General features: G+C 71.5%; 13 protein-coding genes. 2 read left to right on the top strand and 11 right to left on the bottom strand.

The genetic code is table 11. From position 1 onward, the window contains the following. Window positions 1–48: 48 nt before the first annotated feature. The gene (locus HJ588_RS14850) at window positions 49–1,224 is read right to left on the bottom strand and encodes a sugar ABC transporter substrate-binding protein (protein WP_171156918.1); all 1,176 of its coding nucleotides are present in this window, start codon (window positions 1,222–1,224) and stop codon (window positions 49–51) included. 179 nt (window positions 1,225–1,403) lie between these two features. On the opposite strand from HJ588_RS14850, the gene HJ588_RS14855 reads away from it, so the two are divergent. Both HJ588_RS14855 and HJ588_RS14860 read left to right on the top strand, forming a co-directional pair. Continuing rightward, window positions 1,404–2,696 carry an LCP family protein gene (locus tag HJ588_RS14855; protein ID WP_171156920.1) on the top strand — a complete coding sequence of 431 codons (1,293 nt, stop codon included), beginning with the start codon at window positions 1,404–1,406 and terminating at the stop codon, window positions 2,694–2,696. A 135-nt stretch (window positions 2,697–2,831) separates the two neighbouring features. Beyond that, window positions 2,832–3,347, top strand: a complete 516-nt coding sequence (locus tag HJ588_RS14860) for a DUF3145 domain-containing protein (protein WP_171156922.1) — start codon at window positions 2,832–2,834, stop codon at window positions 3,345–3,347. Between the two features lie 485 nt (window positions 3,348–3,832). On the opposite strand, the gene fabF is transcribed toward HJ588_RS14860, so the two are convergent. The 10 genes from fabF to HJ588_RS14910 form a co-directional block, all read right to left on the bottom strand. After that, entirely contained in the window at window positions 3,833–5,080 is a 1,248-nt protein-coding gene (fabF, locus tag HJ588_RS14865; protein ID WP_171156924.1) for a beta-ketoacyl-ACP synthase II, read from the bottom strand. 95 nt (window positions 5,081–5,175) lie between these two features. Beyond that, on the bottom strand, window positions 5,176–5,424 hold the full coding sequence (locus HJ588_RS14870; RefSeq protein WP_171156926.1) for an acyl carrier protein: 249 nt from the start codon (window positions 5,422–5,424) through the stop codon (window positions 5,176–5,178). 106 nt (window positions 5,425–5,530) lie between these two features. Then, complete coding sequence (locus tag HJ588_RS14875) at window positions 5,531–6,604, bottom strand: beta-ketoacyl-ACP synthase III (protein ID WP_171156928.1); 1,074 nt, start codon at window positions 6,602–6,604, stop codon at window positions 5,531–5,533. Between the two features lie 4 nt (window positions 6,605–6,608). Beyond that, window positions 6,609–7,553: an acyltransferase domain-containing protein gene (locus HJ588_RS14880; protein WP_171156930.1), complete on the bottom strand. Its 945-nt coding sequence runs from the start codon at window positions 7,551–7,553 to the stop codon at window positions 6,609–6,611. A gap of 171 nt (window positions 7,554–7,724) precedes the next feature. Further along, a complete protein-coding gene (locus tag HJ588_RS14885) occupies window positions 7,725–8,855 on the bottom strand; it encodes a PucR family transcriptional regulator (RefSeq protein WP_171156932.1) in 1,131 nt (376 codons plus the stop codon). Window positions 8,856–8,865: 10 nt separating this feature from the next. Further along, a complete protein-coding gene (mhpA, locus tag HJ588_RS14890; RefSeq protein WP_171156934.1) occupies window positions 8,866–10,422 on the bottom strand; it encodes a bifunctional 3-(3-hydroxy-phenyl)propionate/3-hydroxycinnamic acid hydroxylase MhpA in 1,557 nt (518 codons plus the stop codon). Continuing rightward, window positions 10,419–12,353 (bottom strand): acyl-CoA synthetase, encoded by a 1,935-nt coding sequence (locus HJ588_RS14895; protein WP_171156936.1) that lies wholly within the window; start codon window positions 12,351–12,353, stop codon window positions 10,419–10,421. Before HJ588_RS14895 ends, mhpA begins: the two co-directional genes overlap by 4 nt. Further along, window positions 12,353–13,291 (bottom strand): fumarylacetoacetate hydrolase family protein, encoded by a 939-nt coding sequence (locus HJ588_RS14900; protein ID WP_171156939.1) that lies wholly within the window; start codon window positions 13,289–13,291, stop codon window positions 12,353–12,355. The genes HJ588_RS14895 and HJ588_RS14900 overlap by 1 nt, the downstream gene beginning before the upstream one ends. Next, the gene (locus tag HJ588_RS14905) at window positions 13,288–14,451 is read right to left on the bottom strand and encodes a VOC family protein (RefSeq protein WP_171156941.1); all 1,164 of its coding nucleotides are present in this window, start codon (window positions 14,449–14,451) and stop codon (window positions 13,288–13,290) included. The genes HJ588_RS14900 and HJ588_RS14905 overlap by 4 nt, the downstream gene beginning before the upstream one ends. A 141-nt stretch (window positions 14,452–14,592) precedes the next feature. Then, on the bottom strand, window positions 14,593–15,213 hold the full coding sequence (locus HJ588_RS14910; RefSeq protein ID WP_171156943.1) for a TetR/AcrR family transcriptional regulator: 621 nt from the start codon (window positions 15,211–15,213) through the stop codon (window positions 14,593–14,595). Between the last annotated feature and the right edge of the window lie 21 nt (window positions 15,214–15,234).

Below are 15,234 nucleotides of genomic sequence, written 5' to 3' on the forward strand. Positions count from 1 at the left end.
CGGCGGGCAGGTGGGCGGCAGCGGCCGCCCACCTGCGCTCGCGGGTGATTACTTGACGCCGGCCGCCGTGCACTTGGCGGCGTACGCGCCGGTGCAGGTGGTCGACTTCGGGGTGTAGCCGTCGTTGATCGGCTGCGCGACGTTCGTCTTGGTGATCGCGATCGGCGGCGCCAGAATCGCTGGCACCTCGCGGCCGGACTTGCTGTCCTTGATCGTGGTCGACGTCTTCGGCGCCTGGCCGTTGGCCAGCTGCGCGGCGGCGTCGACGACCGGGAACGCCTCGTCCTTGGACGGCTTGTAGATCGTGAAGCACTGGGTGCCGTCCATGATCCGCTGCAGCCCCTCGACCGTGGCGTCCTGACCGGAGACCGCGACCTTGCCGGCCAGCCCCTGCTTCTTCAGCGCGGTGACGACCGAGCCCGCCATACCGTCGTTGGCGACCATGACGGCGCCCATGTCACTGGTCTTCTGCAGCATCGAGGTGAAGATGACGCCGGCCTGCTGGTTGTCCCAGTCGGGCACCGACTGGTCGCCGACCTTGGTCCAGCCCTGCTGCTTGGACAGCACGCCGTCGTAGCCCTGCTTGAAGAGGGTGGCGTTGTTGTCGGTGGGGGCGCCGTTGAGGTCGACGTATTTCACCGCCGACTTGCCCTTGACCTGGTCGCAGCCGGTGAGCGTCTTGCCCTGCAGCTCACCGACCTTCACGTTGTCGTAGGAGACGTAGAGGCTGGCCGAGCCGCCGAGGGTGAGGCGGTCGTAGTCGATCGTGTAGATGCCCTTGCTCTTGGCGGTGTTCTCGATCTGCGCGGCGGACGCGGAGTCGAGGTTGACCAGCGCGAGCACCTTCACGCCGTCGTTCATCATCTTGGTCGCGATCGTGGTCATCTGCTGCGCCGAGCCGTTGGCGTTCTGGATGTCGCACTGCAGTTTGTCGGCCGCGCAGCGCTGCTTGAGCGCGTCGGGGTCGGAGGAGATCCAGCGGTTGGAAGACTGCCGGTCCGGCAGGATGATGCCGACCTTGGCGTTCTTGCCGTCGATGGCTGCGCCGCCGGTGCTGCCACCGGTCGCGGCGCCCGTGCCCGCCGCACTCGCCGAGCTCGACGAGCCGCCGCCGGCCGCCGCGGCGCTGGAGTTGTTGCTGCCGCCGCTACCGCTGCTGCCGCAGCCCGCGAGGGCGATGACGCCCGCCGTACCGCATGCCGTCAGAAGCGCACCTTTGCGCATGGGTCCCACCTTTCCGAGCGGCCCAGCTGCAGCCGCGCTCAATATGTTGCGACCGGCAACATATCCGATTCGGACGTGATTCACCTCACATTCACCACAAATTGGTGGCGGCGGGTCCTCCAGTGCTCCTTCAGCAGGCGCACGGGAAACATCCGGGTTGGCTGCCTACCGTCGACGCCATGCTGCTGCGAGTCGCCGACGTGCCGCCGGGGCGCCGTCGGGTACGACGCAACCGGCTGCTCACGATCGGGCTCACCCTGCTGCTCGTGGTGGTCGGCTCCGGCGCGGCGATCTACCTGCACCTGCAGGGCAATCTGCGCACCTCGGCGCTGACCGGCGGCGGTCACGAGCACGCGAACGCCGCCGGCGACGCCCCGATCAACCTGCTCGTGCTGGGCTCGGACACCCGGGCCAGCAAGGGCGACTGCTCGATCGGCGGCGACTGCTCCGCCGCGAGCGCGACCAGCGGCAACGCAACCTCGGCCGGCGCCAACGCCGACGTGGAGATGCTGGTGCACATCTCGGCCGACCGCAGCAACGCCACCGTCATGAGCATCCCGCGCGACACTATGGTCACCGTGCCGCAGTGCACCAACTCCTCCACCGGCCGCAGCGAGGCGCCGCATCTGGACCGGATCAACAGCACGCTGCAGTACGGCCCGGGGTGCACAGCCTCGGCGGTCCACCAGCTCACCGGGGTGCCGATCGACCACTTCATGGTGATCGACTTCTCCGGCGTCGTGACGATGTCCGACGCGGTCGGGGGCGTGCAGGTGTGCGTCGACAACAACGTCTACGACCCCTACTCCCACCTCAAGCTCGCCAAGGGCCGGCACACGCTCAAGGGGCTGGCCGCGCTCGAATTCCTGCGCACCCGACACGGATTCGGCGACGGCGGCGACATCGGCCGCACGGTGGCACAGCACATCTTCCTGTCCTCGATGCTGCGCGACATGGAGAGCGCCTCCACCCTCGCCAACCCGGTGAAGGTGCTCGGCCTGGCCAACGCCGCCACCTCGGCGGTCACCGTCGACGACAAGCTCGGCAGCATCCCGGCGCTGACCGACCTGGCCTACCAGCTCAACCAGGTGCCGGGCTCGCGCACGACGTTCGTGACCATGCCGACCGTCGCCGATCCGTCGAGCGCGGCTGCCGTCATACCTGCGCAGAACGCGAGTGCGTTGTTCGGCAAGATCGCCGGCGACGTCAGCCTGACCCCCGGGCAGGGGCGCAAGGGGAGTGCGGCGAAGTCCTCCGCGTCGGTGCCCGCCGCGTCGTCCTCGGCGAGTCCGTCGGTCTCGTCCTCAGGTCCGACGGCGTCGGCCGCCGCCGACGAGCACGCGACGACGGTCGAGGCGGCGACCGGGTGCGCCCGGGTCGGCACGGCGGCCACGGTGTCGGTCGGCGGGGTGGCGATGAACCCGACTCAGGCGTTCGCGGCGAGCAGATCGGTGCCGGTTTCGGCGCCGTAGGGCGCCCCTGGTGCCCGTGTGACTGATGGGGCACAATAGGCGCGGAAGAACCGCATCAGCACGCCACGGCGCATCGGCACCTGTGCTCGCGAGGTCGTTGGGGAAGACGTCCCTCGCACAAGTCAGGAGGCCCGGATGTCTGCCGCAAATGCGCGTGCCGTGACTCGCGGGGTGGTGTTCGTGCACGCCACCCCTGCTGCGCTGTGCCCGCACATCGGGTGGGCGTTGGAAAGCGTCCTGGGTGCGGCCGCACCGATCGACTGGATCAAGCAGCCGGTCGCTCCCGGCATGCTGCGCACCGAACTGTCCTGGATGGGCGAGCCCGGCACGGGCGCCCGCCTGGCGAGCGCGCTGCGCGGCTGGACCGACGTGCGCTACGAGGTGACCGAGGAGCCCAGCCCGGGTTGTGACGGGTCGCGGTGGTCGCACACCCCGTCGCTCGGCATCCACCACACCTGGACCGCTGCGTCGGGGGACGCGGTCGTCGGTGAGGACCGGTTGCGCGCGGCGCTCGCCGCCAGCCACGGCGACCCCGAGCAGTTCCGCCACGAGATGGCCGAGTTGCTCGGGACCGCCTGGGACCAGGAGCTCGAGCCGTTCCGCTACGCCGGAGACGGTGCGCCCGTGCGCTGGTTGCACCGGGTGTCCTGACCCGTCCCCGACGCACCTCTCGCGTCCCCGACCCACACCGCGCGCGACTGACGGCTCGCTCTCTTCACGCGACTGACGGCTCCCTCGCCGACTGACGCCCGGATCGGGCCGTCACTCGCCGAGGGAGCCGTCAGTGGGGAGCTAGCGAGCGGGCGCTGCTCCGGCAGGCTGGTCGTCGACAGGACGTCGTCGGTGGTGACCGAAATGCCTTGCGGCGCATAGTGATCCACGCTCGGCAGGGCCGGCAGCGAGATCGCCACGTGGCGCGCGTCCGGAAACTCCGTGCGGAAGACGTCGAGCCAGCGGTCAGCGTCACCGGGGTCCCCGGTGGTCACGTGCACGTAGTTGCGCCAGTGGAACTCCGGGTTGCGGGGCGATCGCACGACGAGGTGATCGCCCCGGTCGTCGAGCTGGGCACCCTGCAACTGCAGGATGCCCAGTCCGGTGCGTGCGCCGGGGGAGAGGAGTGCGAGCTCCCCCCCCGGTCAGACGCTCTTGAGGACGACCGCGATGTTGTGGCCGCCGAAGCCGAACGCGTTGCTCATCGCAGCGATGTCGCCGTCGGGCAGCTTGCGGTGCTCGTCGGTCACCAGGTCCATGTCGGAGATCTGGGGGTCGACCTCGGCGACGTTGATCGTGCGCGGGATGACCCGCTCGTGCAGCGTCTGGGCGAGGATGATCGCCTCGATCGCGCCGGCCGCGCCGAGCAGGTGGCCGGTCATCGACTTGGTGCCGGTGAGCGCGACCCCGCCGACCGCGTCGCCGAACGCCCGCTTGATCGACGTGATCTCGGCGATGTCGCCGACCGGGGTGGACGTGGCGTGCGCGTTGACGTGCACGATGTCCGAGGGCGTCAGGCCGGCGCTCTCGATCGCCTCGTTCATCGCGCGGGCCTGGGTCTCGCCCTCGGGGTCACCGGCGGTGATGTGGTAGGCGTCCGCCGTCATACCGACGCTCGCGAACTCCGCGTAGATCTTGGCGCCGCGTGCCTTGGCGTGCTCGTAGGACTCCAGCACCATGACTCCCGCGCCCTCGCCGAGCAGGAAGCCGTCGCGGTCGGCAGCCCAGGGCCGGGAGGCGCCCTGCGGGTCGTCGTTGCGCTTGGACAGGGCGTGCGCGGCCGCGAACCCGGCGATCGGCAGGGGGTGTATGGCGGCCTCGGTGCCGCCCGCGATGGCCATGTCGGCGCGCCCCTCGCGAATCATGTTGGCCGCCATGCCCATCGACTCCGCGCCGGAGGCGCAGGCGGACACGGCGGTGTGCGCGCCGGCACGTGCCTTGAACTCCAGGGAGACCACGCCGGAGGCCGCGTTGGGCATCAGCATCGGCACGGTCAGCGGGTAGATGCGGCGCGGGCCCTTCTCCTTCAGCACGTCGTACTGCGCGAGCAGCGTGTGCACTCCACCGATGCCGGTGCCGATCGCAGCGAGCAGCCGCTCCGGCTCGATGTCGGGGGTGCCCGCGTCTGCCCACGCCTCACGGGCGGCGATCATCGCGTACTGCGAGAACGGGTCCATCCGGCGCACCTCGACCTTGGCGAGCACCTCGCTCGGGTCCTGGTCGAGGCTCGCGGCGAAGGTGACCGGGAGTTCGTAGCGGTCCAGCCACTCCTGCGGCAGTGGCTTGGCACCGGATGTGCCGGCCAGCAGTGCGTCCCAGGTCTGGGGTGCGGTGCCGCCCACGGGGGTGGTGGCACCGAGGCCGGTGATGACGACGCGCTTGTCTGCGCTCATGAGTGGCTCCTGATCAAAATGGTGATGCGTGACGGGTCATGCTGCTGCGACGGCCCGGCCTCCCCAGCCGGGCCGTCGGCAGGCAGACGACTGGCTCAGCCCTGAGCGTCCTTGATGTACTTCACGGCGTCGCCGACGGTCGACAGGTTCTTCACGTCGTCGTCGGGGATGCGGACGCCGAACTTCTCCTCGGCGTTGACGACGATCGTCATCATCGACAGCGAGTCGATGTCGAGGTCCTCGGTGAACGACTTGTCCAGCTGCACGTCGGCAGCGTCGACACCGGTCTCCTCGTTGACGATCTCGGCAAGGCCCTCCAGGATCTCCTGGTCACTCTGCGCCATGTTCGGGTGCTCCTCGGGTGATGTGAATTTCGTGATGTGAATTTCGTTGTGCTGACCCGGTTTTCCCGCCGGGCCGCGGGTGGACTGGTGGCCCCTTCCGGGACGGTCAGGGCAGCTCGACGACCTGTGCGGCATACGCCAGACCGGCACCGAAGCCGATCTGCAACGCCAGGCCGCCGTGCGGTGCCTCGCCCTCGCGCAGCATGCGCTCGGTGGCGAGCGGGATCGACGCCGCGGAGGTGTTGCCGGTCTCGGCGATGTCGCGGGCGACGGGTATGTCGGCGGGCAGCTTCAACTGCTTGATCATCGCATCGATGATGCGCATGTTGGCCTGGTGCGGGATGAAGACGTCGAGATCGCCCGCGGTGATGCCGGCTGCGTCGATCGCCTGCTGCGCGACCGGCGCCATCTGCCACACCGCCCAGCGGAACACCGAGGGGCCGGCCATCGCGAGGGAGGTCGCCGCGTAGGTCTTGGCCGGGTCGATCGCCGAGGTCGGGGCGTCGGCGGCGGCCTCGGCCTGCCACTCCCGGCGCACGTCGGTCCACGGCTCCTTCTGCATGATCGTCTCCCAGTGGGTGCCGTCCGAGCCCCACACGGTCGGGCCGATCGCCGCGTGGTCCGACGGGCCCACAACGGCCGCGCCCGCGCCGTCACCGAAGATGAACGCGGTGCCGCGGTCGTGCTCGTCGGTGAACGCCGAGAGCTTCTCGACGCCGATCACCAGGACGTGCTCGGCGCTGCCGCCGCGCACCATGTCGCTGGCGATCGAGATCGCGTGGCAGTAGCCGGCGCAGGCAGCCGAAATGTCAAACGCCGGAACGCCGTTCGCGCCCAGACGGGTCGCCAGCAGCGGTGCCGCGGCGGGGGTCTGATAGGGGTGGGTGACGGTCGCGACGACGACCGCGCTGAGCTGGTCGGCGGTGATGCCGGCCGCTTCGAGCGCGGGTCGTGCGGCCGCCTCGCTCATGTCGACGACGGTCTCGTCGGGTGCCGCCCAGCGGCGCGAGACGATGCCCGAGCGTTCGCGGATCCACTCGTCGGAGGAGTCGATCCAGGTGCAGACCTCCTCGTTGGTGATGACGCGCTGCGGCCGGTATCCGCCGACGCCCATGATGCGGGCGTAGCGGGCGCCGGGGGAGGTGCTCAGCGTGCCGGTGCCCTTGGGGGTGGATGTCATCGCGTCATTCTCCTTCAGCCTGCGTGCCGTGCTCGGCGACCATGCGCTGTGCCTTTTCGAGATCGTCCGGCGACTTGATCGCCAGTGTCTCGACGCCGGGCATGCCGCGCTTGGCCAGGCCGGTGAGCGTGCCGGCCGGCGGGATCTCGATCAGGCCGGTCACGCCCATGTCCACCATTGTCTGCATCGTGGCGTCCCAGCGCACCGGATTGCTGACCTGGGACACCAGTCGGCGCAGCACCTCGGCGCCGTCGGCGACCGCGGCGCCGTCCTTGTTGGACAGCAGCTGCACCCGCGGGTCGTGGGTGGTGATCGCGCGGGCGTAACCGGCGAGCACGTCGACGGCCGGTGCCATGTGCTCGGTGTGGAACGCCCCGGCCACGGCCAGGGGTATGACGCGGGCCTTCGCCGGCGGGGCGTCCTTGAGGGCGGCCAGTTGGTCCATCGTGCCGGCCGCGACGACCTGGCCGGCGCCGTTGCGGTTGGCGGGGGTGAGCCCGTGCTCGTCGAGCGCGGCCTGCACGTCGTCGGGGTCGCCGCCGAGGACAGCGCTCATGCCGGTCGGCTGCACCGCGCTCGCCTGCGCCATCGCGTTGCCGCGCTCGCGGACGAAGACCATCGCCTGCTCGGCGGTGAGCACGCCGGACGCGGCGGCCGCGGTGATCTCGCCGACCGAGTGACCGGCACCGACGCTCACCGCGTCGAAGCCCTGCGACGGGTGCTCGAACAGCTCCAGCAGGCTCACCAGGCCGGCGGCGACGATGAGCGGCTGGGCGACCGCGGTGTCCTTGATCGTGTCCGCGTCGGAGGTGGTGCCGTGCGCGACCAGGTCGATGCCCGCGACCGCCGACAGCCAGCGCAGCCGGTCGCCGAAGCCGGGCAACTCCATCCAGGGGGAGAGGAAACCGGGGGTCTGGGAACCCTGTCCAGGGCAGACGATCGCAAGCACGAGGTCCACTCTCGCCGACGCGGGCGCCGGGAGGGGTCACCGAATCCTCCGAAGCTCATCGAGCCTGCTTGGAGGAAGGCTACAAAACCGGTCGCTCGCGCACCCCTACTCTCCGGTTGCCCGGCGAGTAGCGATCGGACGACCGGCGCGTCCCCGGGCCCGGGGTGCGTCTCAGAGCCGGGACATCGCGAGGGCGAGCCGCACGGTGAACGCGTCGCGACTGTCGACCAGGTCGTAGCCGGTCAGGTCGGCGATCCGGCCGAGCCGGTAGCGCACGGTGTTGGGATGCACGAAGAGCTGGCGGGCGGTCGCCTCCAGGTTGTTCCGGTCCAGGTATGCCGCGGCGGTCTCCCGCAGTGCCGGCCGGTCGCGCAACGGCCTGGTCACCTTGTCCACGAGCAGCCGCCGGGCCCGGGTGTCGCCGGAGATGGCGCGTTCGGGCAGCAGCTCCGAGGCCGCGCACGGCCGCGGCGCGTCCGGCCAGGCGGGGGCGGCGGCATAGCCGGCGAGGGCGGCACGGGCGCTGCGACCTGCGGCATACAGGTGGGGGACGAGCGGGCCGACGACGACCGGTCCCGCGCCCCAGAGCCGGTGCAGTGCGGCGGCGACCTCGTGGGGGTCGTCGACGCCACCGAGCACGGCGACCAGCAGACGGCCCTGCACGGACGCCAGCGTCGTCAGGCCGTGGTGAGTTCCGCTGCGGCGCAACGCATCCAGCGCGTCACTGCCCGACCCGGGAGGCGCACCTCCGGCGATCACCACGACCCCACGGACCTCGTCCCAGCCGAGCGCGGCGACGCGCGACCGCAGGGACTCGTCGGCCTCTCCGCGCAGCACGGCGTCGACCACGAGCGCTTCGAGCCGGGCGTCCCACGCGCCCCGGGACTCGGCCGCCTGCGCGTAGACGTGCGCGGCCGCAAAGGCGATCTCCCGCGAATAGGTCAGCACCGCCTCCCGCAGCTGCTGCTCCTCACCCGGGGCGGCGAGCTGCGGCGTCTGCTGCTCGACGACGTCGATCACCGTGCGCACCATCTGCAGCGTCTGCTGCAGCGCGATCGACCGGGTCAGGTCACGCGGGGCGGTCGCGAAGACGTCGATCGTCGTCGGCGGCGACGACTCCGGGTCGCGATACCAGGCGATGAATGCGCCGATGCCGGCCTGCGCGACCAGGCCCACCCACGACCGGTCCTCGGCCGGCAGCGCGCGATACCAGTCGTGGCTGGCCTCCAGCTGCTCGATCGCCGCCGTCGACAGCCGGCCCGCGGCGTGCTCGAGCCGCTGTCCGGTGCTGAGGCTCGCCATGCCGGCGAGTTTAGTTTGAATTTTGTATGACGTGCACAGGCGAGTACGCCGGGACCGCGCGGGCCAGGTCGCTCGCCCGCCCGCTGCGCGCGACGGTGCCGTCCGGCCGGACGAGCGCGGCCATGACGTGGTGGTCGTGCAGCCATGCGTGCAGCGCGGTGCCCTCGGCGGCGTCGAGCACGAGCGCACCCCGCTGCGCGACCAGCGCCCGGTCGTGCTGCCCGAGTGTTCCCCGGCAGACGAGCACGTAACGCCCCAGTGCGACGTCGTCGAAGCGAGGCTGCCGGTCCGCCGCGTCGTCCGGGCCGATGACGGCGTTGGGGCAGAGTGACCCGGCCAGCCGGTCGCGGCGGGTGTGCAGCGCCGGGGTGTTGCCGTGCAGCCGCGGCGACGCCGCGTCGTTGACGAACGCCCGCAGGCCGCGGGCGGATGCCAGGCGTGGTGCGATCAGGCGGCGCGCGAGGTCGCCGGCCCGGCCGCCCTGGGTCATGGCACGTCCGAGGAGGATGGCGGTGCGGATGAGCTCGGCGGCGTGCCGGGTGCGTTCGGTCTCGTAGGTCGCGAGCCACTGCTCGGGCAGGTCGCCGCGCAGGACGCCCGCGATCTTCCAGGTCAGGTTGAGGGCGTCGCGCAGCCCTGCGCCCATCCCCTGGCCGATGAAGGGCGGAGTGAGGTGGGCGGCGTCGCCGAGGAGCAAGACCCGGCGGTCCTGCCACCGGTCGGCGACCTGGGCGCGGAAGGTGTAGTCGGTCACTCGGCGCAGCGTCAGGTCGGCGGCATCGCACGGTCCGGTCCACGGCGCGATGAGTGGGCGGATGGCGTCGAGGTCGCCGAAGTCGGCGGCGGTCTCGCCGTCGAGGAGGCGGAACTCCCAGCGATAGCGCCGGTCGCCGATGCGCATGTAGGTGCCGGCGCGGTGGGTGTCGCAGAGCTGGTGCACGCCCTCCCACGCGTCGATCGGCACCCCGGTCTCCACGTCGACGACCAGCCACCGCTGCTCGAAGCCCTTGTCGACCATCCGGGCACCGATCGCCGAGCGCACGACACTGTTGGCACCGTCGCAGCCGAGGACGAACGCCGCGGTGGTGCGGTGTTCGGTGCCGGACCCGGTGTCGCGGTAGGTGACCTCGGCTCGCCCGTGGGCGACGTTTGCCACCGCCGTGACCTCCGCGCCGCCGACGAACCGCACCGCGTCCTCGCGGGCCAGCCGGGTGCGCAGCAGCTGCTCCAGCTCCGGCTGGTCGAACATATTGGCCTGCGGGTAGCCGTGCACCCCGACGAGCCGGTCGCGGCTGAACTCGGCGAGGGTGCGGTGCTGCCGGTCGATCAGGCGCAGCCCTCGCGCGGGTCGGGAGATGGCAGCGAAGTCGTCCGCGAGTCCCAGCCGGCCGAGGATGCGGTAGATCTCGTCGTCGAGGTGCACCGCCCGCGGTTGCGGGTAGGCCTCGTGCCAGCGGTCCAGCACCAGGCACCGCACGCCATACGCGGCGAGCAGGGACGCGGCGACGACCCCGGTGGGGCCCGCGCCGACCACGATGACGTCGGGCCCACGGCCGGTCGCGGTCATGGCTGCAGCACTCTCCAGGCCAGGGCGAACCCGGCGAGTGCGGCGGTGACCTCGGCGTCGGAGACCTGCGGCCCGTCGCCCGCCCGGGGCACGAGGGTGACGACGACCCCGTCCTCACCGAGCTCGGCACGGACATCCTCGATGCCGTCGTCGGCTCCGGCCGCCGCGAGCGCGGCGCGCACCGCACGACACGTGGCGTCGAGCCGCAGCGGGACCTTGTGGATCTTGCCGACCGACGTCATCGGTATGGCGTCGACGACGTACACCGCCTTGGGCGCCGCGGCCGGCTCCGGCACCCGGCCGGCGGCCCACGCGCGCAGGTCACCGCCGGCGACCGGCTCGGCGACGCTGACGTAGGCGACGGGCACCTCGCCCGAGTGCAGATCGGGCATCCCGACCGCGGCCGCACCGGTGACGGCGGGGTGGGCGAGCAACGCCTCCTCGACGACCGCGGGGTCGAGGTTGTGGCCGCCGCGCACGATGAGGTCCTTCGCACGTCCCACCAGGTGGATGAAGCCGTCGTCGTCGACCCGTGCGAGGTCACCGGTGTCGAGCCAGCCGTCGCGCAGCTTGCCGAGACCCTCCACGATCAGCCGTCCGCCCGGCTCGCGGCCGGTGACGTAGCCGGGGAACACCGTCGGGCCAGTGATGACGAGGGTGCCGCTGCTGCCCGCGGGCAGGTCGGTCCAGCTGCCGTCGTCCTCGATCCGCACGGTCTTCAAATCCTGATAGGGCAGCCGCTGGCCCACCGTGCCGGGCCGCGGGTGGGCGGCGAAGCCGCGCGCGCTCGCGCAGGTGGCCTCGGTGAGGCCGTACCCCTCGACGAGGGTGACGCCGGTGGTGGTCTCGAACGCCGAGCGCACACCCGGCGGCAGCGCAGCCGCGCCGACGATGGCGAACCGCATCGAGGAGATGTCGGCGTCGACCGGCACCCCGGCGAGGACGGCATACACGGTCGGCACGGCGCTCATCGTGCTGATCCGCCGGCTCTCGACGAGCTTCCAGAAGACGCCGTAGAGGTGCGGATCGCGGTAGCCGAGCGGGCCGGCCCACACCGACCGCTGCCCGCGCAGGATCGGCGCGAGCAGGGTGACCACGAGGGCGTTGACGTGGAACAACGGGAGCGCGGCGAAAATCGACGCGTCGTCGTCGAGAGCGGTGTTGGCCGCGACGCTCCAGGCGTCGACCACCTCGTTGCGGTGGGTGTGCGCGGCGAGCTTGGGGTTGCCGGTGGTGCCGCCGGTGTGGAAGACCGACGCCAGGTCGTCAGCGTGCGGCGGCTCGCCGTCGAACCGGTCGGCGTGCGCCCGGGCGGCCTCCGCCGTGAGGTCGACGACGCGGGCGGTGTCGCCAACGTCGGCGGGTCGCCCCGCGTCGGCCGGCGCGGACGCGCCGCCCGTCGGGCCGAGGACGACGACCGCGTCGACCGCGCCGCTCCTCGCGAGCGCGGCACCGTGCTCCCACGACGCGGCGTCGAGCTCGCGGGAGGCGACGACCACCACGCGGGCGCCCGTGACGCCGAGGAGCCGGTGCACCTGCTGCTCCGAGAGCGCGCTGTTGACGGGCGCGGCGATGCCGGCGAGCTCGGCGGCCAGCGTCGCGGTCACGAGCTGGTCGCAGTTGGGGCTGATCAGCGCGACCGTGTCGTCGCGCCGTACGCCGAGTCCGTGGAGCACGTTGGCGACGCGGTGCACGTCGGCCAGCAGTTCGGCATACGTCCGCGACACCGTCTGCTGCCAGTGCTCGGCGTCGGGCATGACGCTGACGGCCGTGCGCTGCGGCCACTGCGCTGCGGACCGCACGAGTGCTTCGTAGGTCGTGGCGGGCAGGTCGCGCTGTGCGAGCGGGATCTGCTCGATCTGCGCCAGGTCGTCGGGTGCGTCGTACCGCGCCGGCCACGCGGTGCGCCCGGTCAGGACGGGGCCCGCCATCACGAGTGCCTGACCGTGGTCCGCTGCGTGCCCAGGTCGAGTGCGCCGTCCGGGGTGGCGATCGTGAGCTCGAGGCGGTCGCCGTCCTGGAGATAGTGGGGATTCTTGGCCTGGGACTGGAAGAACTTGCGCCACTTCAGCGCCGGCGGCAGCAGCGCGCCGATCAGCTCGACCGGCCGCGGCGGTGCCTTGAGCGCGGTGCCGCCCGGCGTGCCCGTCAGCAGCAGGTCGCCGGTGTCCAGGCGCTGGAAGCGAGCCAGTGCGGCGAGGGCCTGCTCGGGGCTGTAGATCATGTCGAGGCAGGTGCTGTCCTGGCGCACCTGGCCGTCGACCGTGAGGCGCAGCCGCAGCTCGGGCAGCCGCCGGAGCTCGGCGTCGTCGAGCAGCAACAGGACCGGGCCGACCGGGGTGAAGGTCGGGTAGGACTTGGCCTCGAAGAACTGGGTCTTGGGCAACTGGACGTCACGGGCCGAGACGTCGTTGGTGATGACGAGGCCGGCCACGTGACGGGTCCAGGTGGACGAGGTGACGGTGTCACCGACCGTGAGGGGCTCGCCGATGACCAGGCCGAGCTCGATCTCGTAGTCGAGGAAGCGGACGTGCTCCGGCCGGACGATGTCGTCGGTGGGGCCGCTGATCGAGCCGGACGTCTTGCGGAAGAAGGTCAACGGCACCGTCTCGGGGTTCATGCCCGAGTCCTCGACGTGGCTGACGTAGTTGGTCATCTGCGCGACGACCCGGCATGGGGCCGTGACGGGGGAGACCAGGTCGAGGCTCGCGACGGCGGTCCCGCCGGGGCCGGCCGCGGCGGCGTCGACCGCGGCGCGGTCGGCGAGAAGCTGCCCGGTCGTGACCGCGTCGGTCGCGACCCGGGCGGCGGTGCCGTCGGCGGTGAGCACCCACCAGGCGTCGGCGGTGCGCAGAACGGAGGTAGTCATGAGGAGGCAACTTTCAGCAGGCCGCGGAGGCGTTCGAGGTCGAACTCGTTGTCCTCGCGCAGGGATCGGATGATGGAACGGGCCTCGGCGAGCGCATCCTTGCCCGGAGCGACACCGAGGAAGTCGGGGGTGGCAGGCGGCCCCCACTGGGCCAGGCCGGAGGCGGACATCGGGGCCCAGCCCGGAGTGAGGTGGCAGTCGAACAGGTCGCCGTCGGCGAAATGTTCGACGAGGAAGCCGTCCGGGTCGCGCCAGTAGTCGAACAGCTGGCTGCCCTGGATGTGCCGGCCGATGCCCCAGGACCGCCGGTAGCCCTCGTCCAGCAGGTACTGCCCACCCGCGGCCATCGCGTCGAGGTCGGCGACCTGGTAGGCCGAGTGCACGTAACGGTTGGAGGGGCCGAGGTTCATCGCGAGCGTGTGGTGGTCGGCCGGTTCGTCGCCCCGGTCGCAGCGGATGAAGCTCATGGTCGGCCCGCGGTGCCGCTGCCCCTCGTAATAGAGGAAGTCGCTGACGATCAGCCCGAGGTTCTCGAGGTACCAGTCGAGCGCCTCGCCATACCGGGTCGACTGCAGCACCACGTGCCCGAGTCGTTGCACCCTGGCCGGTGCGCGCAGCGGCCGTTGCGTGGCGTTGACGCGGCGAGCCTCGCCGCCGAGGTTGAGCGCCAAGGGCGCCTGGGCAGGGAGCCGGGGGAGTTCGTGGGTGTCGGCGACGACCCGGACGGGCAGACCGCTCGGGTCGACCAGCTCGACCCCGACGCCGCCGATCGACTCCGGCAGCGGTCGCACCGTGGTCCGGTGCGCAGCGGCCAGCCGGAGCAGGTCGGTGGCGTCTGCGGCGCGGAAGGTCGGGCCGAGGAACCGGCTCTCGCGGCGTTTGCGGACGATCACGCACGGGCTGCCCGGATCGGTGCCGCGCAGCTGGAGTTCGTCGGGCGATGTCGCGGCCGTCACGAAGCCGAAGGCGTGCGCGAAGCGCTCGGCCGCGGCCAGGTCGGGCTTGGCGAACTCGAGCCAGGCGAGGTCGCGCACCTTGATGACCGGGTTGCGGTGCCGGCCGGGGTGTTCGCCGGGCAGGCCGCCCTGTTCGGAGTGGACGCCGCTGTGCGGGTCGTGAGCCTGGTGCCCGGGGAGTTCGCGCGGGGTCGTCGTCGTCATCGCGCCACCACCTTCCTTACGAAGATGACTGTATCATCAAAACTGATCATATGATCAGTGAATCGGGTATGGCGATTCTGCCGATTCGACGATTACGGCGATCCCGGCGATTGCGTCGCCGACCGGGGTGGTGTGCGTTCCTTACGCCTGGGGCGCCGGGGGAAGCTCGATCGCGCTGATGCGTTCGGCCTCGCGCCGGTCCAGGCCGAGCATGAGCAGCACCCGCCGGGCGAGGTCGGTCGCGGTCGACTCCGCGTCGAGGTCCTCGTCCTCGAGCAGCAGTTGCGCGGTGCCGAGGAACGCCCCGCCCACCATCATGAACAGGTGCTGCGGGTCTCCGACGAATCGTCCCTGCGCCACGCCGGCCGTCAGGTCCGCCAGCGCTCCCTGCCGGAACCCGCGGTCGATCGTCAGGATCCGGGGGCCGACCGCCAGTGCCAGCCGTGCGACCAGCGGCTGGGATCGCACCAGCACCAGCGCGAACCGGTAGCTGGTGGCGAACAACTCCGCGGGCTCGGTGAGTCCGACGGTCGCCACCGCGCGCCACTCGTCGAACATGTCGAGCGTCGCCAGCACGGCGGCGTCGAACAGGTCCTCCTTGGATGCGAAGTGGTTGTAGAACGACCCGAAGCCGACATCGGCCCGGTCGGTGATCTCCCGGATCGTGGCGGCCGAGTTGCCCTCGGCCAGGAACTCCTGCGCCGATCGGATGAGGGCGGCCCGGGTGTGCGCCTTACGGCGATCGAGGCGTGAGGACTCCATGAGCCGATGCTACTGATCAGA

Source organism: Flexivirga aerilata (assembly GCF_013002715.1).
Lineage (GTDB): Bacteria > Actinomycetota > Actinomycetes > Actinomycetales > Dermatophilaceae > Flexivirga > Flexivirga aerilata.

Bases quoted from the DNA above. Each gene is read 5' to 3' on its own strand.
- HJ588_RS14910 (WP_171156943.1), bottom strand. From the start codon at position 15,213: ATGGAGTCCTCACGCCTCGATCGCCGTAAGGCGCACACCCGGGCCGCC.
- HJ588_RS14870 (WP_171156926.1), bottom strand. From the start codon at position 5,424: ATGGCGCAGAGTGACCAGGAGATCCTGGAGGGCCTTGCCGAGATCGTC.
- HJ588_RS14860 (WP_171156922.1), top strand. From the start codon at position 2,832: ATGTCTGCCGCAAATGCGCGTGCCGTGACTCGCGGGGTGGTGTTCGTG.
- HJ588_RS14875 (WP_171156928.1), bottom strand. From the start codon at position 6,604: ATGACATCCACCCCCAAGGGCACCGGCACGCTGAGCACCTCCCCCGGC.
- HJ588_RS14905 (WP_171156941.1), bottom strand. From the start codon at position 14,451: ATGACGACGACGACCCCGCGCGAACTCCCCGGGCACCAGGCTCACGAC.
- HJ588_RS14900 (WP_171156939.1), bottom strand. From the start codon at position 13,291: ATGACTACCTCCGTTCTGCGCACCGCCGACGCCTGGTGGGTGCTCACC.
- HJ588_RS14850 (WP_171156918.1), bottom strand. From the start codon at position 1,224: ATGCGCAAAGGTGCGCTTCTGACGGCATGCGGTACGGCGGGCGTCATC.
- HJ588_RS14855 (WP_171156920.1), top strand. From the start codon at position 1,404: ATGCTGCTGCGAGTCGCCGACGTGCCGCCGGGGCGCCGTCGGGTACGA.
- HJ588_RS14895 (WP_171156936.1), bottom strand. From the start codon at position 12,353: ATGGCGGGCCCCGTCCTGACCGGGCGCACCGCGTGGCCGGCGCGGTAC.
- fabF (WP_171156924.1), bottom strand. From the start codon at position 5,080: ATGAGCGCAGACAAGCGCGTCGTCATCACCGGCCTCGGTGCCACCACC.
- mhpA (WP_171156934.1), bottom strand. From the start codon at position 10,422: ATGACCGCGACCGGCCGTGGGCCCGACGTCATCGTGGTCGGCGCGGGC.
- HJ588_RS14885 (WP_171156932.1), bottom strand. From the start codon at position 8,855: ATGGCGAGCCTCAGCACCGGACAGCGGCTCGAGCACGCCGCGGGCCGG.